This is a genomic window from Tessaracoccus sp. SD287, assembly GCF_017355265.1.
In the GTDB taxonomy this organism is placed as follows: Bacteria; Actinomycetota; Actinomycetes; order Propionibacteriales; family Propionibacteriaceae; genus Aestuariimicrobium.
The window spans coordinates 1-19,999 of sequence record NZ_JADIJQ010000033.1; the positions used below are offsets into that span (position 1 = coordinate 1).

The window sequence follows — 19,999 nt, forward strand, 5'->3', positions numbered from 1 at the left end:
CACCGAGCCCCCGGCGACGACCCAGCCGCCGACCACGCAGCCACCCGCCGGTGACACCATCACCTTGAAGGGTGGGGTGGTCGTCGCGGTGCCGGCCGGCTGGACCGTCGGCAGCCAGAAGGACGACATCGTCCAACTGGTGCACTCCTCGAACAAGCACGTCATGGTGCTGCAGACCTTCTCGTCGGGCGGCAAGAGCAGCGCGGCGCTGGTGGAGCAGTACCTGCAGCAGCAGGGCGGCCGGATGACCGACGTCAAGCGCAACGAGGTGGCACCGGTCAAGGGCCCCGAGGGGCTGGACATTTCCCAGGGCGCGGTCAGCGGCACCCAGACGGGCAGCAACGGCTCGCAGAACATCATCCAGAATGCCGCGATCTCGGTGAAGTCCTCGAACCAGCTGTCCGTGCTGACCACCCTGATCTCGCTGGTGGGCGCCCCCCGCGAACAGCCCGCCAAGGACTGGAACCAGACCTCCTGGACGATGTTCCAGACCCAGGCGGCCAGCTGACGTCCCTGGTGCCGGCCCTGCGGGCGTTCGCCCGCAGGGAACCGGCGGCTGCTCATGCAGGAAATGTCGGGGGGTCGACCTAGTCTGGTGGGCATGCGACCAGTAGGTGACATTCAGCGCCGGGTGGCCCCCTTCAAGGTGGTCGCCGACTTCGAACCTGCCGGTGACCAGCCCGCGGCCATCGAGGAACTGCAGCGCCGCGTCGAGGCAGGCGAGCAGGACGTCGTGCTGCTGGGAGCCACCGGCACCGGCAAGACGGCCACCATCGCCTGGCTCGCAGAACGGGTGCAGCGACCCCTGCTGGTGATGCAGCCCAACAAGACCTTGGCCGCCCAATTCGCCAACGAGTTGCGCCAGTTCTTCCCGGACAATGCGGTCGAGTACTTCGTCTCGTACTACGACTACTACCAACCCGAGGCCTACGTCCCCCAGACCGACACCTACATCGAGAAGGACTCCTCACTCAACGAAGAGGTGGAGCGGCTCCGGCACTCGGCCACCAACTCGCTGCTGACCCGCCGCGACGTGATCGTGGTGGCCACGGTGTCGGCCATCTACGGCCTGGGCACCCCCCAGGAGTACCTGGACCAGATGGTCACCCTGCGGGTCGGCGAGGAGCGCGAGCGCGACAAGCTGCTGCGCCACCTGGTCGAGATGCAGTACGCCCGCAATGACCTGGCCGGCACCCGTGGCACCTTCCGGGTCAGGGGGGACACCCTCGAGATCTTCCCCATGTATGAGGAGCACGCCGTCCGGGTGGAGTTCTTCGGCGACGAGATCGAGGCGCTGTCCACGCTGCACCCGGTCAGCGGAGAAATCGTCACCACCGACGACGAGATCTACATCTTCCCCGCCTCGCACTACTCGGCCGGCTCGACGCGGATGGAGCGGGCCCTGGGCACCATCGAGATCGAACTGGCGGCCAGGCTCGCCGAGTTGGAAGCCCAGAACAAGTTGCTGGAGGCGCAGCGGTTGCGCATGCGCACCAGTTACGACCTGGAGATGATGCGCCAGATCGGCACCTGCTCGGGCATCGAGAACTACTCGCTGCACATTGACGGACGCGAGCGGGGCAGCGCCCCCAACTGCCTGCTGGACTACTTCCCCGAGGACTTCCTGCTGGTGATCGACGAGTCCCACGTGACGGTGCCGCAGATCGGTGGCATGTTCGAGGGCGACATGTCCCGCAAGCGCACCCTGGTGGAGCACGGCTTCCGGCTGCCGTCGGCCATGGACAACCGACCGTTGCGCTTCGAGGAGTTCGTCGACCGGATCGGGCAGACGGTCTACCTGTCGGCGACGCCCGGCAACTACGAGATGGCCCGGTCCGACGGGTTCGTCCAGCAGATCATCCGCCCCACCGGGCTGGTCGACCCCGAGGTGATCGTGAAACCCACCAAGGGCCAGATCGACGACCTGATGGGCGAGATCCGGCTGCGCGTCGAACGCAACGAGCGGGTGCTGGTCACCACCCTCACCAAGAAGATGGCCGAGGACCTCACCGACTACCTGCTCGAGAACGGTGTCCGCACCCGCTACCTGCACTCCGAGGTCGACACCCTGCGCCGGATCGAACTGCTGCGCGAACTGCGGATGGGGGAGTACGACGTCCTGGTCGGCATCAACCTGCTGCGTGAGGGTCTCGACCTGCCCGAGGTGTCCCTGGTGGCCATCCTGGACGCCGACAAGGAGGGCTTCCTGCGCTCCGACCGGTCCCTGATCCAGACCATCGGTCGCGCCGCCCGCAACGTGGCCGGGCAGGTGCACATGTACGCCGACAAGATCACCCCGTCCATGGCCAAGGCGCTGGACGAGACGAACCGCCGCCGCGAGATCCAGGTCGCCTACAACACCGAGCACGGCATCGACCCGCAGCCGCTGCGCAAGAAGATCGCCGACATCACCGACATGCTCGCCCGCGAGGACGAGGACACCGACAAGCTGGTCCGGCAGGCCCAGGGCGGCGGACGCAAGGGTCAGCCGGTGCCGGCGCTGGGCGAGAAGCGCGACCTGGACCCGTCGACGATGGCGGCCAGCGAACTCGCCGGTCTGATCACCGAACTGACCGACCAGATGCACACCGCCGCCCACGAACTGCAGTTCGAGCTCGCGGCACGACTGCGCGACGAGGTCAGCGACCTGAAGAAGGAATTGCGCCAGATGATCGAGGCCAACAAGTAGGCGGGTTCACCAGCCGCGTTCGTGCCACTCGGCCAGCTGCGGACGCTCCGCGCCCAGGGTGGTGGCGTCCCCATGGCCCGAGTGCACCACGGTGTCGTCGCCGGCGTGGTCTGTATGACCGATGAAGTGTCCGCGTCCTCGACCACAATGAGTGCATGAGTTCGACGCTACTTACCGAAGAGGTCTCCGCTGCGATCGCGCAGTTCTACTACTCCGGCGACGGACCGAGTCACACCACGCTGACGCGGACGTTCACCGCCTGCGGACTCGGCGACGTCGACCCATACGACCCGTCGACCGGCACCCCGAACAAGCAGCAGAGGGTCTTGACCGTATGCGCCACAGCCCGTCGCCGGCCTGGGTGTGTGGACGACAAGCTCCTGGACCTGCTCCTGACCGACCTGCGCATCGCACGCCTCTTCCAGATCGACGAGCCGAAGATCGCCGAGCGCGTTGCCACCCTTCGCAGGGCGCTCGCGGTGATGGGGGTCGGGCTCGACGAGGATGGTCGCCTCCAGCGCACCAACCCGATCAATCTGGCCACCGGCGGCCGGGCTGCCCTCGATGAACAGCTGGCGCGGCTCCAGCACAACGTGGAGGACCCAGGGGCGCTCCTCGGAGGAGCGAAGGAGCTGTTGGAGTCGATCTGCAAGTTCGTCCTGGATGAGCAGCACATGTTGCCTGATCGCAAGATGGACTTCGACGAGCTGTTGGCGCTCGCGCTCGACCGGCTCAGGCTCCAGCCCCAGACGGTCAACGCGGAGGCCTCGGGCGGCAAACAGCTGCGTGCGATCTATCAGTCGGCGAAGACCACCGCCTCGACGATCAACGAGCTGCGCAATCTGCAAGGGACCGGGCACGGCCGGACACTCCCGACGGGCATCAGCAAGGAGACCGGACGCTACGTGATCCGCGAGGCCACACACGTGGCGGAGCTCCTGCTCTCCACGCATGACCGGCAGATGGGACGGACCGCCTGACCGGTTGCCCGAAGCGGGAGCGGAGGGCGTGTGCCCACCCCGGGAATGCAGCGACCCCGCCACCTGCTGCTGCAGGGACGGGGCCGGTTGCGCTGATGCGTTCTGCCAACTGCGCGTCGGGCGCAGCCTCAAGCTCCGGGGCCTTGCCGACGTGCAGGTCGAGCTTCACAGGCTCGACCATCGGATAGGTCGGCTTGGCCAGCTCGCGCTGGTCAGGGCCATCTTTCCGAACAGGGCGGAGATCCTTTTTGCCTCGTTGTCGTCGCCCTCGATCGGCGGCACGACGCAGTAGGCGTAGAGCAGCTCAATGGCTCGGGTGCGCGGCAGCCGCACACCTTCGCGCTGCCGCAGACGAGCCTTCGCACGCTGCTTCGCCTTCTCCGTGCGCTTGGCGGCAGAGCAGCCTGCGTGGTCTCAGCCGCCGGCTGCTGCTGCTCGGGCTGCTGTGCCTCGTGCTGGGCGGTGCTGTCGTCGTGGTGGTCAATCGGCACATCGAACCGGTGGCCCTGGTGTGGTTCTCGTACATCGTGGGTGCTCCTTGCGAAGGGTTGTCGTCTGATCGCCGGACGTCCAAGCGTCGTCACGGAGTGCTCGTGCAGCCCGGCTTCGCGGTACGTCGTCGCCACCGTCTGATCGCCCCTACAGGCGCCGTGGTCAGGTATGTTGGATTCGCTGAATCATTGACTCAATGATTGACGTCAATCATTCTCCTCAAGATCGCTGGCGACCAGGTTGAGCACCGCGTCGAGAGCGACGCCCAAGGGGATGCGCTCCTGCTCGACCCGACGGTGGCCTCGATGCTCCGGATCGACCAGCCGGGAGTACACCGCCAGTTCCTCAGCCCTCAGTCGCTCGACGACTCTCGGCGCACCCGCCGCCAAAGGGTTACCCCTCCGGTCAAGGTTGGTGCCGTAGCGCTCGAACGTCGCATAGGTGGTCGTGTCCATCAAGACCGAGTCGATGTCGCGGTCGAGGTCGAGGCGGTAGCCGTCGAGGATCTCGTACCCGTCGCGGTCCATGTCGCCCCAGTAGACGACGGATGGTGCCTCACGCAGCCACGGGAACGCCGCGACAGTCTTGCCGCCACGGCCCACGCCCTCCACAGAGATGCCTCCCGCCAACTCAGGGAAGTGGATCGCAGTGTCCTTGTTCTCCGAGATCACCACCACCCGCGGCAGGTACGCCGGCTCGAAGCGGTCGCTCACCGTGGCCGAGTCGTGGATTCTCCCAGCGGCTGCGCGGTGGGCTGGGTCGAGGTAGGTGAAGTGGATGCGCGCCGGGTGAGCCGGCAGCAGGTCGAGGTCGTCGAGTCCGGTCAGCGCACGCACGGCAGGAAGGTGGGATTGGAGCCACTTCGCGTGGACGCCGGGGATCGGTACCTGCCGTGGAGTCACCCCCTTCGCCCGACCCGGCTCCGCCAGGTACCAGTCAGCCACCTTGAGCAGCACCTCGAAGTCCACATCCGAGTAGTCATCCACCATCCGCAGCAGGCGTGCGTCATTGACCAGAGCCGGGTATCCGGCCCGCAGCACATCGAGCCTTGCTCGACCTCGTGCCAGCCTGACGGGCCAGTCTCCACCGATCACCGAGGCGGCGTGATCGATGCTCTCTAAGCGCGCGTGCGTCGGCACAGTCTGTCGGGTGCCGCCCGTCGCCAGCCGGGTCGCGTAGGTCAGCGCCACGTCGTTGGTCCGCGCCCACTCCTGCCACTCGACCGTGAGCGCGTGCACGGCACTGTAGCCCTGCCGCAGCTCGCTCGCGCTCGGCCGACCGAGCGGGAAGTCGCGCGGGAACGCCGGCTCGACGCCAGCTAGGTTCGTGTGCCACCGGTTGCCCAGCCACCGGCGCACGTCTGCCGTCAAGGCCTCGGGGGTCTTCACGCGGCCTCCTCGTCATCGTCGTCGCCGATCTCCGGCGCGTCGACCAGCTCGTTGACGTAGGAGTAGCCCTGCGGACCCTTGGTCACCATCAGCAGCAGGTCCATGTACGGCTCCAGCGCATTCACCTTGTCCAACGGTGCGCCGATGATGAGCTGGAACCCGAGGTCCTGCCAAGCCTGGACCGAGCGTCCAGCGAACTCGCTGTCGGACTTGACGAACCCCTCGTCGAGGAACACGGGAGCGAACCGGGGCCGCGACCGCGACTCGTCGCCCAGCTGATAGCGCAGGGCGGCGCCGACGATGAACGCGACCAGCTCTTGGGTCTCACCGCCTGACTTGCCGCCCAGCGAATCATAGGTGGCGACTTCACGGTCGTGCTCGTTGACGCAGACCGCATTGATGACCACGTGCTGGCGCACGTCGAGGAACCTGTCGCGCTGCGACGTCGAGGGTTTGGTGTGTCCCTCAGGGATGGCGATCTTCTCCATGAAGCTCCGGAGCTTCTTGAAGCGGGTCTCTACCTGGTTATCGGTCATCTCGACCGCGAGCCCCGAGGACAGCGTCTTCAGGTCTCGACGGAACTGCCGCAGCTCGTCGTTGGTGATCCGGCGGTGGCTGATCTGGAGCACGCCCTTGCCGCCAAACGGCAGCGTCTTGAGGATGCGGTTGATCGGCAGCAGACGGTCCTGAATATCGTCGACGGCGGTCTCGAACGCGTCGTTGAGCCGCAGCAGGTCGTCGCTCGACCACGCCGCGAACTCACGCCGCCACCGGTCCCTGCGCTCGTGGAGGCCCTCAGAGGTGATCCGGTCGAGGATCTCCCGGTAGCCCGCCGCCGAGTCCACCGTCGTGCCGAGGTTGTTCTCGCGCCAACGGCCCTGGTAGCTCTCGAACATCGACTCCATCGAGCTGACCGCGCGCCGACGGCTGTCGAGAGCGGTCCTTGCTTCGTCGCCCAGGCGGGACTTGAGGGCCTTCATGCTGGAGTTGAACGACCGCAGGTCGGAGGTTTCCCAGTTGGCGGCGAACAACTCGTCGAGATAGGTCTGCTGCTCCTCGCTCACCGTGACGCTCTGCTGGTGATCCATCTCGTCGATGGGGGCCTGGACCTCGTCCTGCTGGCTGACCAGGTGGCCATGCTCCTTCTGCAAGTCCTTGAGCTTGTTCTCGGCCAAGACGCGCAGCCGGTTCGCCTCGCCACGTAGCACCAGCAGCTGGTCTTCCTCGCGCTGGAGCTCGTCCAGCACGGAGCTCGCTGCCCGGAACTGAGCGACCTTGGCCTCAAGCTCACCGACCCGTCGGTCGACACCCCGGTAGTCGATCGATGACCACTGCGTGTCGAGCACGTGCTGGTGAGCAGACTTCTGGTCGCCGAGGCTCTTCAGCCGCCGCCGGACCTGCGCCACCTTCTCCTTGACCGCTTCGATCTGCGGATCGAGCGCCAACAGCTGGGCCTCGATGTCGGCCAGCCTGCGCTCGTTGGAGAAGCCGATGATGTTTCCCTGGCCTGACTCACCGTGCGCACCCCGGGAGCCGCTTCGGGTCTGTCCAGACGGCGTGACACGTGGCTCGCTCCCGGACAGCGCATTCGCCGACGGCACGCAGAGGTGGTCCACGTCGCGGTCGCTGGCCCGGCCCTGGACCCATCCCGAGAACGCCGAATCCTTGAACGTCAGCTTGCCCGAGACGTAGTCCGGGTTGCCCTGCCACTCATGGTGCTCGCCCAGCTCCACGGCTTGGAAGCGGATCCGCGGAGTGATCCGCACCCCGTCGATGGAGGCTGACAGGTGGTCGAGCCGACGACGGTCGACGAGCACCGTGCGGGCGAGTCCGCCAAGCGTGGTCTCGATCGCCTTGCGCCAGCTCTCCTCGTCGGGCAGCACGTCGATCAGCTCGGCCACGAACGGCAGGTGCTCCATCGCATCCAGACCTGCGACCTGCGCCATCTTCACGCGGGCTGCGTGCAGCGCGTGCGGCACGTTGCCAGCCCGACCCTGGAGCGAGGACCGCTCCTGCACCAGCTCGACCTGCTTGGCCCGCAAAGGATCCATCTCGTCGCGCACGGCGTCCTCTTCGTCGCGCAGCACCTGCTCGCGCTCGTCGTGGCCGGCCATGAACTCTTCGGCGTCAATGCGCACCTGGGCGAACTGCTCGGCCGTCTCCGGCTCCATCAGTCCGATGGGCTCGGTGCGGAGCTGGAACCACAGGTTGGCCTCGTAGATCCCGCCGTGGTTCTCGCGCAAGGCGCTGATGTCTCGCACGAGGGCGTCGAGCGCGTCGCCGCCGTTGGCCCGCTTGTCCGCCGCGATCTGCTCCAGGCGACGCTCGTGGCTGGTCTCGTCCGACCTCGCCTTCTGGAAGGCTGCCGACTGTTCGCGGTGCGTGGCGCGGTTGATGTCGACGGCTGAGTCCAGCAGCCCTCGCTCGGTGCGCAGCCGCCACAGCAGGAACGGCGTGTGGCCAGTCTGTTCAGCGCCGAAAGCGTTGATGAGCAAGGACTTCCGCTTTGCCTCGTCGAACTCGACCTGCAACTGCGGCAGCCTGGACAGCGTCTTGAGCTTCTCGGCCTCGTCCAGCATCTTCTCGTAGGACGCCTCCAGGTCCGCGAAGTGCTCCAGAGCGTGGTCGGCGGCCTCGTAGGTGATCGGCCGCTCCAGCACCATCGACTTGTACAGGGTGTCGACCCGCTTGACCTCCATGCCCGCCTGGACCCTGGCCAGCAGTCGCATTGCCTTGCGTCCGCCGTCACCGCCACCGATCCCGAGCCGGGTGTGGATGGTGTCCTCGAACTCGCGGAACGTGTCGTACGGCGTCAGGCCCGCACCACGCAACGTGCGCTTGTCGAATCGGGAGGCGGCCAGCGGATCGAGCCGCTCGATCTGGAAGAACCCGTCGTAGGTCGCGTACGAGGTCTTGACATCCCCGCCGACGGAGGCGCCAGCGCGCACGAAGTACAGGCGCAGCACGGTGAACCGGCGGCCGTTGTCATTGACGAAGGTGGCGGCCAGCCCTCCCCAGATGTGCTCGCCATCGCCGCCGCGCAGCACGTGGTCGCGCATCTCGTCGGAGCCGTCGACCCGGCTGGTGTCCATCTTGCCGCGCAGGTAGGTGAGCAGGTTGCGCTGCTCCGAGGAGCGGGCCCGTCCGCCGGCCTCGTTGGACGCGCCGTTGAAGGGAGTGTCCGAAGGCATCATAAGAGCGATGTAGGCATCGAGCACCGTCGACTTACCGGTGCCTGAGGCGCCGGACATCAACGTGGACCCGGTCGAGAACCGCACCTTGTGCGGTCCGTGGAAGCCACCCCAGTTCGCCATCTGCACCGTCTCGATGCGCCACTGCGCGTGCTGGTCAGGAGCCGGCGCCTGGATCGGCAGCGTTGCTTCGTCGCTCATGGCTGTCCCTCCTCGTCATCGGGCAGCATCTCGGGTTCGCCGTCCCCGTCCACGTCCCCTTCGAGGTCTGCACCAGGTGCCTCGCCCTGCCCGCCGTTGGCCTCGAACAGCCAGGTCCACAGGGCCCGCATCTGCTCCACCGGCAGCAGGATCTCGATGATCGGCGAGACCCGGAACCGGTCGGGGTCGCTGGTCCGCAGCAGCACCCCCGCGGTCGCCAGGCCGTCGATAGCGTTGTTCGCCCTCTTGGAATCCATCGACCGGTTGGTCGCGTGGTCCGGACGTTGGTCGGCCACCTCGTCCAGCAGCGCTTGCCGCTCGACGAACACCACGTCGTCACCCTCCTGGCGCTGGGTCAGGAACCGCTGCCGCAACGCGATCAGCACGATGGTCTCCTCCTTGGTGTAGGAGACGTTGCGCACCAACGAAGGCAGCGAGTCGTCGCCCTCGGGCACCGCCGCACGCTTGAACGCGATCTTGTGGTCGGTGTCCACGTGGATGTCGAGGAAGAGGTCGTTGAGTCGGCTCTTGACCACGGCGAGGTCGGCCAGCAGAGTCGCCCAGTGCTCGGGGTGGCGCTCGGCCGAGATGTAGCGGTGCTTGAGCACAGCGTGCAGGCAGAGCCGTTGCTCGGGGAACAGCGTCGAGGTGTCGCCCTCGAACATGGCCAGCGACAGCTGCTCGGTGTCGTCCTCGTGCACGTGCTCACCCGTGTCCTCCACCTCCTCGTCGAGGTAGTCGATCTGCTCGGTCATGGCGTGCCTCCTTCTTCGTCCTCGGTGGCTCGGATCGATGCTGCCGGCATCAGGAACTCCCGCCGCGTCCCGTCCGAACGCCTGGTCCGCACCGCCTCCCGCTGCTGGGCGTCGATGGTCGCTCCGCGCCTGGTGAACAGGTGCAGCAGCCCGAGGACCTCGACCGGGCGGCGCAGCTGGTCAGGAAGGTCGTTGAACAGGGCAGCGGCAGACTCGACGCTACCGACGGCAGCGATGGCATCGCCGATCCGGCCGTGCAGCTCCTCCAGCGAGGGACCACCCTGCTTGCGGATGTCGTCCAGGGACAGCCCGTCAGGCGCCTGACCCGAGACGTCTGCCAGCGGAGCCGGAGGCCGCTCGCTGTCCGGGTCGAACACCCGCAGCTTGAGAGTCGGGACGTCCAGCAGCGAGGGCAGCAGCTTCAGCTCCACGTGGTCGCGCGAGCGGGCCGACTGCATCCAGGTCCGCATCTCCTTGTCGATGCCCCGCAGCACCAGCTCCAACTCGCGGTTGCGGATGTGGTCGTAGTTCTCGATGTGCTCACGCAGGGTCGAGGTCAGCCGCTGCCGCTGGTCGAGCACGTCGGCGATGCCCCGGCGGATGACGTCAACGGTCGTGCGCAGCTGGCTGGTCTCGTCGGGCAACAGCATCCCGGCAACGGGGTGCTCCAGGATCGTCTCCAAGTCCTCGCGCAGGCTGGACAGCCAATCACGCTTGCGCAGCAGCTCCAGGGCGCCGTTGAAGGCCCGACCCTCAGGGGTGGCCGTCAGCAACTTCGACGACTGGTCCAGGTAGTCGTCGACCACTTCGCCAACCGGACGCTCCTCCTCGCGGAACCGCTTGGTGATCGCGCGGTGCATCTCGCGCACCGCCTCCTCCACCCGGCGGAAGTCCGAGGGCAGGCCGTCGAGCTCCCGCAGGACGTTTGAGAACTGCTCGATCAGCTCGGTCTCGCTCGCTTCGGCCAGCTCCCCGCCGGCGTCGATCCGCTCGTACTCGGCCGTGAGCCGGACGATCTCCTCTGCGAGGCGACGCTTGCGCTCCTCGCGGTCAGGGTGGGCCGCCATCGCGGCCTCGGAGACGACGCGCCTCATGGTCTCGATGCGGGAGACAGACACGTTCAGCTGGGTGCGCGTGGCCCGGGTGACGTACTCCAGCGCCTGCTCGGCGTCACCGGTCAGGCGATAGGTCTCCTCGCCTCGGCCTGGGTCCCGGAAAAGCCAGCGCTCACGGACCCACTGCATGGCCAGCCGCTTGCCGTCCGTCGTCGTGGCGTCGTGGCCGACGCTGCGCAGCTCGGCCAGGAGCGCCTCGACTCTGGTGTGGAAACGCTCCACCGGGATCGGCTCGGCCTTGCCTGCTGGGAACAGCGTGGCGAACACGGGCAGCGCCAGCCCAGCCGACTTGCGGTCGAGCAGTTTGAGTGTGGGGGTGTTGAGGGCAGCGTCGATCCGAGCGACGTCGCCCTCGATGTCCGCTGCCATGGTCTGTGCTCCTCGTCCGTGCTATCGCTTCGACTTCGTGGACACGGCTGCCAGGGCCTCACGCAACCCCTCGGCCACGCCCTCGGCCGTGGTCGCCCGCTGCTCGGCGCTCGACGCGCGAGCCTCGGCATCAGTAACCTTTTCTTGCACCAAGGAAGCAGCGGTGCGCTCTTGGTCGACCAGCGCTTCGAGCTCGGCGACCTTGGAAAGCGCCTCCTCCAGCTGTGTCTGCACAGCAGTCACGTCGTCCAGGGCAGCGTCACGCTCGTCCTCGGCCTCTTTCACCTGGGACAGCCAACCGTCGCGCTCGACCTGGTGCTCGCCGCGTGCGGCCTCCACGGCAGCACGCCAGAGCGCATCGACGCGGGGGAGCACCGATTCGGGCATCTCCGGCACCCCGCGGGTGTGCGACTCGCGCGCGTTCCACTCCTTGGCGACCGGGGACGCGACGTTCATGGCGACCTGGGCGCGATCGCGGACCGCCCTTGCGGTCACAGCTGCCCCCTCGGCCGACAGCTCCTCCGCCGCAGCCAACGCTCGCTGTTGGGGTGTCTGCTTCTCGGCCATGGCCACCTCCTGTCAGTCATGAAAATCGTAGAGTTACATAAGTAACATTGTAACTCAGGACTTTTGTAACCATAGCGCTCTCCCGCCCGAGCTGCGCGTGAGATCCAGACACCGCCTCCACGAGATGGTGAGCGCTCGACGACGGAGTAAACTTGATCCACATCGACGAAGTCATGCCCTCATGATGTCGTCGGGGTCTGACAGTTCTTGTTGGCGGGCGCATCATCCAGCTCCCGCCCGATCGTGTTCTGAGCGGTGATGGTTCGAGGTCAGCCGAGGCCGACCACCTTCACCTTGTGGCTGCCCTCCGGACCGATCACCTCGCACGAGTAGCCGAGGCGTCCACCGTCAGTCGTCGCCCTGCCGTTGATCGCCCAGCCGCCGTCGATCTCCCAGTTCGCTCCCGGCTTGAACGTGGGCGACCCGGCGAGCCGGTCCCGCACCTCGCGCTCGCACGCGACCTCGGCTGTCGACTCGTGGAGCCTCGCGTTTACCCTGCTGGAGCTGCTGCTCCCGCCGCTCTTCGACGACGCCCGAGCACACATCGAGAACGCGAAGTACACGAACGCGGACAGCGCGATCCAGGCGAGGACCCGGAGCGCCTTCTTCCACTTCGGCGAAGCCGTCGCAGCGACATCCGCCTGCGTCGTCGCACCCCAGGTGCGACCCGCAGGATCCGTCGGAGCCACCCACGAGGGGTCAGCACCACCGACCCGGTCGAAGACGAGCGTCGGGCTGAACTGCCCCGGGATGCTCATCTCCAACCGGTAGCCGCGCGCCTCAGCGAACTCGATCACCTCGGCAGGCTGGAAAGCTGTGGGCACCTCGTACGTCACCCGAGCCCGACCGTCGACACGGCTGCCAGCGTCTGCGGCATCCGCTCGCGCATCTCACCAACATCCAGGGCAACCTTCTCGAACTCGCCCGCCGCCGCGGGCTGGTCGAACCCCGAGCCAAGACCAATCACCTCTACCTCAGCAGAACCAAAATGAACCGGACCAGGCGGGCATCTTCAGATGAGTCAACGAACCAGTCCACGCGGCATCTTGACATGAGTCCACAGGGGACGAACTAGCGCGGCTCCCTCACCAGCCGCGGTCGCGCCATTCTGCGAGGTGTGGCCGCTCGACGCCCAGCGTGGTGGCGTCCCCATGACCCGGGTGCACCACGGTGTCGTCGCCGAAGCGCTCGAAGATCTTGACGGTCACGTCCGCGGACAGCGAGGCGAAGTCCTCGGCGCTCCAGGTCTTCCCGAAACCACCCGGGAAGAGGCTGTCGCCGGTGAACAGGTGGGTTGGACCGTCCGCCGGCGACCAGGCCAGGGTGATCGATCCCGGGGTGTGGCCGACGATGCCGATCACCTCGAGCCGGCCGGCGGTGCCGACGTTGATGGTGTCACCGGTCCACACCCCCACCTGCTCGGTGGCGGTGTCGTCGATGATGGACTGACGGTCCGGTTCGCCGCAGTACCCCACGGCCCCGGTCGCGGCCAGCACCGCGGCGGTGGCGCCGATGTGGTCGAAGTGCCGATGGGTGGTAATGACGGCGGCCAGCGCGCGACCGTCCAGCACCTTGCTGATCACCTCGGGCTCGGCGGCGGCGTCGATCCAGACGGCGGGGCCGTCGGCCGGTTCCAGAAGGTAGCCGTTGTTGTCCATGTCACCGAGGGACTGCTTCGTGCAGAACACGCCGCCGCCCAGGTCGAAGCTCAGCGGGTCGGCGTGCGGGTCGACGTGGTAGGTGGTCATTGGGGTCCTCCGTAGGTGGGCGGGTCAGCCAATCAGCGGCAGTACGGCCAGGTCGGCGTTTCGCAGCCGGTCGGCGCCCGATCGTCCGGTCAGCCAGCCGACCAGGTGGCGGTCCTCGCCGCTGACCTCGACCGCTTCGCCGAAACTGCCAGTGGTGAACACCCGGCCCGAGGTGGCCCGCAACCGCAGCCGGGGGATGTCGATGCGGGTCGACAGGCGCAGCAGCACCCAGTCCAGCAGCCAGCCCGCGATGTCGTCCTCGATGTCGTCGATCGTGTAGCCGGTGCCCAGGTCGATGCGGTGAAGCACCACCTCGGCCAGTCGGGCGGTCGGCAGCAGGGTGCCGGGGATGGCGAAGCCGGGTCGCAGTTCCACAGGTGCGGACAACCGCTGCTCGTCCAGCGCCACCAGGTCGTTCATCGCCTCGCTCAGGTCCCCGGCCGAGGTGTCCAGGTCGATCTGCAACTCCAGGCCGGTGCGCTCCGAACCGCGTTCGATGTCACGTTGGCGTTCGGACTCCGAGTCGTACATGGGCTGCGGGACGCCGGTGATCACCCCCCGGGCGACGCGGGCCAGACCGTTCGCGTTGCGCGCAAGGTGGGTCGCCACGTGCGCCCGGGTCCAGCCCGGCAGCAGGCTCGGCGACTGCCATTCGGCGTCGCTGAGCCGAATCGTGTCGCCGAGCAGGTGTTGTGTCGCCTCCAACTTGCGGTGGCGCACGGCAGCGATGGTGGGAACGGACAGGGGGCCGTCAGTTCCGCTCGTGGGTGCGTCCATGCCCCCCACCGTAGTGGGCTGGCAGGCCCCGTGGGCCGAGGTCCAACCGGAATTGTCGTGGCCACCGCATAACATGCAAGGTGTGAATGAACGACTCATCGTCCGCGGCGCGCGCACCCACAACCTGCGCAACGTCTCCCTTGACCTACCCCGCGACTCGCTGATCGTCTTCACCGGCCTGTCCGGGTCCGGCAAGTCCTCGCTGGCCTTTGACACCATCTTCGCCGAGGGCCAACGGCGCTACGTCGAGTCCTTGTCGTCCTACGCCCGCCAGTTCCTGGGGCAGATGGACAAGCCCGACGTCGACCTGATCGAGGGGTTGAGCCCGGCGGTGGCCATCGACCAGAAGTCGACCAGCCGCAACCCCCGCTCGACGGTCGGCACCATCACCGAGGTGCACGACTACCTGCGGCTGCTGTATGCCCGCATCGGCCACCCCCACTGTCCTGTCTGTGGCGAACCCATCGCCCGGCAGAGCCCCCAGCAAATCGTGGACCGGTTGATGGCGCTGGCCGAGGGCACCCGCCTGCAGGTGCTGGCCCCCGTCATCCGTGGCCGCAAGGGGGAGTACGTCGAACTGTTCAAGGACCTCACCGGTCAGGGCTTCAGCCGCGCACGGGTCGATGGCGAGACGGTGCCGCTCACCAGTCCACCGACCCTCGACAAGCAGAAGAAGCACGACATTGACGTGGTCGTCGACCGGATCGCCGTCAAAGCCACCGCGAAACAGCGCATCACCGACTCGGTCGAGACGGCGTTGAAGCTGGCCCACGGGGTCGTTGGCGTCGAGTTCGTCGACCTGCCCGAGGACGACCCCCAGCGCGAGCGCCGCTACTCCGAGAAACTGGCCTGCCCCAACGAGCACGACATCTCCATCGAGGAACTCGAGCCGCGCCAGTTCTCCTTCAACGCCCCGTGGGGTGCCTGCCCCGCCTGCACCGGGCTGGGCACCACCATGGAGGTCGACCCGGAACTGCTGGTCCCCGACGACTCGCTGCCCCTGTCCCAGGGGGCCATCGCCGTGTGGAACACACCGCACGTCGCCTCCCACTTCGAGCACGTCTACGAGGCTCTCGGCGAGAGTGAGGGCTTCGACGTCGACACGCCCTGGCGGGATCTGAGTCCCAAGGCGCGCCGGGTGCTGCTGGAGGGCATCGGTGACCCCGTCGTGGTGCGCTACCGCAACCGCTTCGGCCGGGTGCGTTCGTTCACCCAGAAGTTCGAGGGCGCCATCCACTACGTGAAGCGGCGCCACGCCGACGCCGAGACCGACACGATGCGCGAACGCTACGGCGAGTACATGCGCGAGATCCCGTGCAGCTCCTGCCAAGGTGCCCGGCTGAAGCCATCGAGCCTGGCCGTCACCGTCGGCGGCACCAACATTGCCGACCTGTCGGCCATGTCCATCAAGGACAACGCCGCCTTCTTCCACGCGCTGGAACTCAACGAGCGCGAGCGCAAGATCGGGGCGCTGGTCCTGCGCGAAATCGACCTGCGGCTGCGGTTCCTGCTCGACGTCGGCCTGGACTACCTCACCTTGTCCCGTCCCGCCGGCACCCTGTCCGGCGGTGAGGCGCAGCGCATCCGGCTGGCCACCCAGATCGGTTCGGGTCTGGTCGGGGTCCTCTACGTGCTGGACGAGCCGTCCATCGGGCTGCACCAGCGCGACAACCGGCGCCTCATCGAGACCCTGGTGAAGCTGCGCGACCTCGGCAACACCCTGATCGTCGTCGAGCACGACGAGGACACCATTCGCACCGCCGACTGGGCCGTCGACATCGGCCCCCGGGCCGGGGAGCACGGGGGAGAGGTGGTCGTCAGCGGGCCGGTCGCCGACCTGCTGACCAATGAGCGCTCACTCACCGGGCAGTACCTGTCGGGAAAGCGGAGCATCCCGCTGCCGGCTGCCCGCCGACCCCGCTCGGGGCGCAACATCACCATCCACGGGGCGACCGAGAACAACCTGCGCCAGGTGACCGTGGACGTGCCGCTGGGCCAGTTCGTGGCCGTCACCGGCGTCTCCGGCTCGGGGAAGTCGTCGCTGGTCAATGCGATTCTGTACAAGGCGTTGGCCAAGCGGATCTATCGCACCAAGGGCATCCCCGGTCGTCACCGCAGCATCGAGGGTGCCGACCAGATCGACAAGATCATCCACGTCGACCAGTCGCCGATCGGCCGGACGCCGCGCTCGAACCCGGCCACCTACACCGGCGTCTTCGACAAGATCCGGGCGCTGTTCGCCCAGACCCCCGAGGCGAAGGTCCGCGGATACCTGCAGGGCCGCTTCTCGTTCAACACCAAGGGGGGCCGCTGCGAGAACTGCATGGGCGACGGCACCATCAAGATCGAGATGAACTTCCTGCCCGACGTGTACGTGCCCTGCGAGGTCTGCCACGGCGCCCGCTACAACCGGGAGACCCTTGAGGTCACCTACAAGGGCAAGACCATCGCCGAGGTGCTCGACATGCCCATCGAAGAGGCCGCCAGCTTCTTCGAACCGATCAGTTCCATCCACCGCTACATGCTCACCCTCGACAAGGTGGGGCTCGGCTACGTCCGGCTGGGGCAGCCGGCCACCACCCTGTCCGGGGGCGAGGCGCAGCGCGTCAAACTGGCCGCCGAACTGCAGAAGCGGTCCACGGGGCGCACCATGTACGTGCTGGACGAACCCACCACGGGTCTGCACTTCGAGGACATCCGCAAGCTGCTGGGCGTCCTCGGCAAGCTCGTGGACACCGGCAACAGCGTGGTCGTCATCGAACACAACCTGGACGTCATCAAGACCGCCGACTGGGTCATCGACATGGGCCCCGAAGGTGGCTCCGGGGGTGGCATGGTCATTGCCGAGGGCACCCCCGAGGCGATCGCCACGGTCAAGGGATCCCACACCGGTGAGTTCCTGGCCCCGCTGCTGAAGGGTCGGGAGGTGCCGGTCGGGGCCGAGGAACCCAGCCTCTTGGACGCGGCGCAGGACCCCGCCCCGCCGAAGAAGACGGCCAAGCGAGCCACCCGAAAGGCCGCGGCCAGCACCGCGGCACCGGCCACCGCGACCCCGGCCAAGGCGACCGCGAAGAAGACGACGCCCCGCAGGACGTCGGCCACGAAGACGGCAGCCGCCCGGACCTCGACCAGGACGCCGCGCACCCCCAAATTCTGACCGGGCCACGCCCTGGTCAGGGGGTGACGGTGAGGGTGTCCCCGGCGCGGGTGACGGTGGCCGGGTCGAGGCCACGGGTCGCCGGCCCCTTCTTCAGGGCGCCGTCGGCCAGGCCGAAGCGGGAACCGTGGCACCCACACACGATGTCGGCCTCGACGACGGCGGTCACCTCACAGCCCTGGTGGGGGCAGATGGCGCTGAAGGCGCGGAAGTCGCCGTCGCTGGGCTGGGTCACCACGACGCCGCGGCCCTTGAGGATGACGCCGCCACCGCTGGGCACGTCGGCCACGGGAAGGGTGAGGGGCTGCTGCGGGTCATTGATGCTCGGGGCCGCGGAGTTGTCGCCGGAGCATCCGGCCAGGCCCACGGCCGCGGCCGCCAGTGAAACCGTCAGGAACGCTCGGCGGTCTGGAGTCATGGCGATGCCCTTTCGTCGCTGGCCGGGGTGGCACGGCCCCAGCCTAGTTGTCACAGCCACGACCTAGACTCGTGGCCATGGCTGATCCGTCCACCTACCGTCCGGCGCCGGGCACGATTCCCACCGACCCGGGCGTCTACCGCTTCATGGACAGCCACGGAACGGTGCTCTACGTCGGCAAGGCGAAGAACCTGCGCCAGCGCCTGAACTCCTACTTCGCCGACCCCGCCGGGCTGCACTTCCGCACCCAGACGATGGTGCGCACCGCCGCCAAGGTGGAGTGGACCGTCGTCCAGAACGAACTGGAGTCGCTGCAACTCGAGTACACCTGGATTCAGCAGTACGACCCGCGATTCAACGTCAAGTACCGCGACGACAAGTCCTATCCCTGGCTGTGCGTGACCTGGTCGGAGGAGGTGCCGCGGGTCTACGTCGGCCGCGGGAAGAAGAAGAAGGGCAACCGCTACTTCGGGCCGTTCGGCCAGGCCTGGGCCATCCGCGAAACCGTTGACCTGCTGCTGCGGGTCTTCCCCATGCGTTCCTGCTCGCCGGGGGTCTTCAACTCGGCCAGGGCCAGCGGACGGCCCTGCCTGCTCGCCCACATCGGGAAGTGCTCGGCGCCCTGCGTGGACTGGATCAGCCCCGAGGACCACCGCGGTCTGGTTGACGACTTCTGCACCTTCATGTCCGGGCGCACCCAGCAGCTGACCCGGCGACTGGAACGCGACATGCAGCAGGCCTCCGACAACCTCGAGTTCGAGAGAGCGGCGGTCGTGCGGGACTCGCTGGTGGCGCTGCGCCAGGCCACCGAGAAGAACGCCATCGTGCTGTCCGACGGCACCGACGCTGACGTGATCGCCATTGCCGAGGACCCGTTGGAGGTGTCGCTGCAGATCTTCCACGTCCGCGGCGGCCGGATTCGCGGGGAGCGCGGCTGGATTGCCGATCGGGCCGACGACGGCACCCTCGGTGACCTGGTCGAGGCCTTCTTGCTGCAGTTCTACGCCGACGCCGACGCCACCACCCAGGCCGGTGAGGCCTCCGCCATCCCACGGGAAATCCTCGTCCCCGAACTGCCCACCTCCGGTGAGGTGATGGCCGACCTGCTCAGCGGCGTGCGCGGCAGCAGGGTGACCATCCGCACCCCGCAGCGCGGCGACAAGGCGACCCTGATGGACACCGTCGCCCGCAACGCCGCCCAGGCCCTGGCCCAGCACAAGATGAAGCGCGCCAGCGACCTGACCACCCGCAACCGGGCGCTGGAAGAGGTGCAGGCCGCACTCGACCTGCCCGAACCGCCGCTGCGCATCGAATGCTTCGACATCTCCCACACCCAGGGGCAGGAGGTGGTCGGGTCCATGGTCGTCTTCGAGGACGGCCTGCCCCGCAAGTCGGAGTACCGGCGTTTCATCATCCGCAGCTTCGAGGGCTCCGACGACGTGCGCGCCATGCACGAGGTGATCACCCGGCGCCTCAAGCGGCTGCTGGACGACCGGGCCTCGATGGCCGCCGAGGCCACCGACGGTCCGGTGCTGGTCGACGCCACCACCGGTGCCCCGCGACGCTTCGCCTACGCCCCGGCCATGATCGTGGTCGACGGCGGCCAGCCCCAGGTGGCCGCCGCCCAGCGGGCCATGGACGAGCTCGGCGTCACCGACATCGCCCTGTGCGGCCTGGCCAAGCGGCTCGAAGAGGTGTGGGTTCCCGGCGACGAGCTGCCCGTCATCCTGCCCCGCAGCAGCGAGGGTCTCTATCTGCTGCAACGCCTGCGTGACGAGGCCCACCGGTTCGCCATCACCCACCACCGCGGTCGCCGCAGCGCCGCCATGCTGCAGTCCGCCCTGGACGACGTGCCCGGGCTGGGTGAGGTGCGGCGCAAGGCGCTGGTCACCTACTTCGGGTCGATGAAGAAGCTGCGGACCGCCAGCGCCGACGACATTGCCCAGGTGCCGGGCTTCGGGCCCACCCTGGCCATGGCCGTCCATGACGCCCTGGCCGACCAGTCGCCGGGCATGGCGCTGAACACCGCCACCGGTGAGCTGATCGAGACCTGACCCCGCGCCTGCCACCCCGGCAGGTCGGGTCTGGCCATAATGGAGCCGTGACGACCTCGCCCAGCCAGCCTTCCGCCCCCGCCCCCACCACGCCCGCC

The 19,999-nt window shown here is 67.7% G+C and carries 15 protein-coding genes and 1 pseudogene; 5 read left to right on the top strand and 11 right to left on the bottom strand.

Features of this window, described 5'->3' with window-relative positions; all coding sequences use genetic code 11:
* Both IPV09_RS11810 and uvrB read left to right on the top strand, forming a co-directional pair.
* On the top strand, positions 1–508 hold a 508-nt coding region (locus IPV09_RS11810), incomplete at its 5' end, for a hypothetical protein (protein ID WP_207475458.1).
* A gap of 93 nt (positions 509–601) precedes the next feature.
* Positions 602–2,689 (top strand): excinuclease ABC subunit UvrB, encoded by a 2,088-nt coding sequence (gene uvrB, locus IPV09_RS11815; protein ID WP_207475459.1) that lies wholly within the window; start codon positions 602–604, stop codon positions 2,687–2,689.
* Between the two features lie 6 nt (positions 2,690–2,695).
* Here the strand turns inward: uvrB and IPV09_RS14310 are convergent.
* Positions 2,696–2,794 (bottom strand): annotated as a pseudogene (locus tag IPV09_RS14310) (MBL fold metallo-hydrolase); the annotation flags it as partial.
* Between the two features lie 50 nt (positions 2,795–2,844).
* Between IPV09_RS14310 and IPV09_RS11820 the strand changes: the two are divergent.
* Positions 2,845–3,669 (top strand): abortive infection family protein, encoded by an 825-nt coding sequence (locus IPV09_RS11820; RefSeq protein ID WP_207475460.1) that lies wholly within the window; start codon positions 2,845–2,847, stop codon positions 3,667–3,669.
* A 698-nt stretch (positions 3,670–4,367) separates the two neighbouring features.
* Here the strand turns inward: IPV09_RS11820 and IPV09_RS11825 are convergent.
* From IPV09_RS11825 to IPV09_RS11860, 9 genes are all read right to left on the bottom strand, one after another.
* Positions 4,368–5,549, bottom strand: coding sequence for a Wadjet anti-phage system protein JetD domain-containing protein (locus tag IPV09_RS11825; RefSeq protein WP_207475461.1), 1,182 nt, complete (start codon positions 5,547–5,549; stop codon positions 4,368–4,370).
* Positions 5,546–8,941 (bottom strand): ATP-binding protein, encoded by a 3,396-nt coding sequence (locus tag IPV09_RS11830; protein WP_207475462.1) that lies wholly within the window; start codon positions 8,939–8,941, stop codon positions 5,546–5,548. Before IPV09_RS11830 ends, IPV09_RS11825 begins: the two co-directional genes overlap by 4 nt.
* Entirely contained in the window at positions 8,938–9,696 is a 759-nt protein-coding gene (locus tag IPV09_RS11835) for a DUF4194 domain-containing protein (RefSeq protein ID WP_207475463.1), read from the bottom strand. The genes IPV09_RS11830 and IPV09_RS11835 overlap by 4 nt, the downstream gene beginning before the upstream one ends.
* Positions 9,693–11,180 (bottom strand): DUF3375 family protein, encoded by a 1,488-nt coding sequence (locus IPV09_RS11840; RefSeq protein ID WP_207475464.1) that lies wholly within the window; start codon positions 11,178–11,180, stop codon positions 9,693–9,695. The genes IPV09_RS11835 and IPV09_RS11840 overlap by 4 nt, the downstream gene beginning before the upstream one ends.
* Positions 11,181–11,201: 21 nt before the next feature.
* Positions 11,202–11,747 carry a DNA-binding protein gene (locus IPV09_RS11845; RefSeq protein WP_207475465.1) on the bottom strand — a complete coding sequence of 182 codons (546 nt, stop codon included), beginning with the start codon at positions 11,745–11,747 and terminating at the stop codon, positions 11,202–11,204.
* 269 nt (positions 11,748–12,016) lie between these two features.
* Positions 12,017–12,544: a hypothetical protein gene (locus IPV09_RS11850; protein ID WP_207475466.1), complete on the bottom strand. Its 528-nt coding sequence runs from the start codon at positions 12,542–12,544 to the stop codon at positions 12,017–12,019.
* Between the two features lie 35 nt (positions 12,545–12,579).
* Positions 12,580–12,714, bottom strand: a complete 135-nt coding sequence (locus tag IPV09_RS14435; RefSeq protein ID WP_255521359.1) for a hypothetical protein — start codon at positions 12,712–12,714, stop codon at positions 12,580–12,582.
* 118 nt (positions 12,715–12,832) lie between these two features.
* A complete protein-coding gene (locus IPV09_RS11855) occupies positions 12,833–13,495 on the bottom strand; it encodes an MBL fold metallo-hydrolase (protein WP_207475467.1) in 663 nt (220 codons plus the stop codon).
* Between the two features lie 24 nt (positions 13,496–13,519).
* A complete protein-coding gene (locus tag IPV09_RS11860) occupies positions 13,520–14,272 on the bottom strand; it encodes a maleylpyruvate isomerase family mycothiol-dependent enzyme (RefSeq protein WP_207475468.1) in 753 nt (250 codons plus the stop codon).
* Between the two features lie 73 nt (positions 14,273–14,345).
* Here IPV09_RS11860 and uvrA point away from each other — a divergent pair, with 73 nt between their 5' ends.
* Positions 14,346–17,429 (top strand): excinuclease ABC subunit UvrA, encoded by a 3,084-nt coding sequence (gene uvrA, locus IPV09_RS11865; protein WP_207475469.1) that lies wholly within the window; start codon positions 14,346–14,348, stop codon positions 17,427–17,429.
* Between the two features lie 16 nt (positions 17,430–17,445).
* Here the strand turns inward: uvrA and IPV09_RS11870 are convergent, their stop codons facing one another.
* On the bottom strand, positions 17,446–17,847 hold the full coding sequence (locus IPV09_RS11870) for a Rieske (2Fe-2S) protein (RefSeq protein ID WP_207475470.1): 402 nt from the start codon (positions 17,845–17,847) through the stop codon (positions 17,446–17,448).
* 77 nt (positions 17,848–17,924) lie between these two features.
* On the opposite strand from IPV09_RS11870, the gene uvrC reads away from it, so the two are divergent.
* Positions 17,925–19,901 (top strand): excinuclease ABC subunit UvrC, encoded by a 1,977-nt coding sequence (gene uvrC / locus IPV09_RS11875; protein WP_207475471.1) that lies wholly within the window; start codon positions 17,925–17,927, stop codon positions 19,899–19,901.
* Positions 19,902–19,999: the final 98 nt, after the last annotated feature.

Bases quoted from the DNA above. Each gene is read 5' to 3' on its own strand.
- uvrB (WP_207475459.1), top strand. From the start codon at position 602: ATGCGACCAGTAGGTGACATTCAGCGCCGGGTGGCCCCCTTCAAGGTG.
- IPV09_RS11820 (WP_207475460.1), top strand. From the start codon at position 2,845: ATGAGTTCGACGCTACTTACCGAAGAGGTCTCCGCTGCGATCGCGCAG.
- IPV09_RS11830 (WP_207475462.1), bottom strand. From the start codon at position 8,941: ATGAGCGACGAAGCAACGCTGCCGATCCAGGCGCCGGCTCCTGACCAG.
- IPV09_RS11835 (WP_207475463.1), bottom strand. From the start codon at position 9,696: ATGACCGAGCAGATCGACTACCTCGACGAGGAGGTGGAGGACACGGGT.
- IPV09_RS11840 (WP_207475464.1), bottom strand. From the start codon at position 11,180: ATGGCAGCGGACATCGAGGGCGACGTCGCTCGGATCGACGCTGCCCTC.
- IPV09_RS11845 (WP_207475465.1), bottom strand. From the start codon at position 11,747: ATGGCCGAGAAGCAGACACCCCAACAGCGAGCGTTGGCTGCGGCGGAG.
- IPV09_RS11855 (WP_207475467.1), bottom strand. From the start codon at position 13,495: ATGACCACCTACCACGTCGACCCGCACGCCGACCCGCTGAGCTTCGAC.
- IPV09_RS11860 (WP_207475468.1), bottom strand. From the start codon at position 14,272: ATGGACGCACCCACGAGCGGAACTGACGGCCCCCTGTCCGTTCCCACC.
- uvrA (WP_207475469.1), top strand. From the start codon at position 14,346: ATGCAAGGTGTGAATGAACGACTCATCGTCCGCGGCGCGCGCACCCAC.
- IPV09_RS11870 (WP_207475470.1), bottom strand. From the start codon at position 17,847: ATGACTCCAGACCGCCGAGCGTTCCTGACGGTTTCACTGGCGGCCGCG.
- uvrC (WP_207475471.1), top strand. From the start codon at position 17,925: ATGGCTGATCCGTCCACCTACCGTCCGGCGCCGGGCACGATTCCCACC.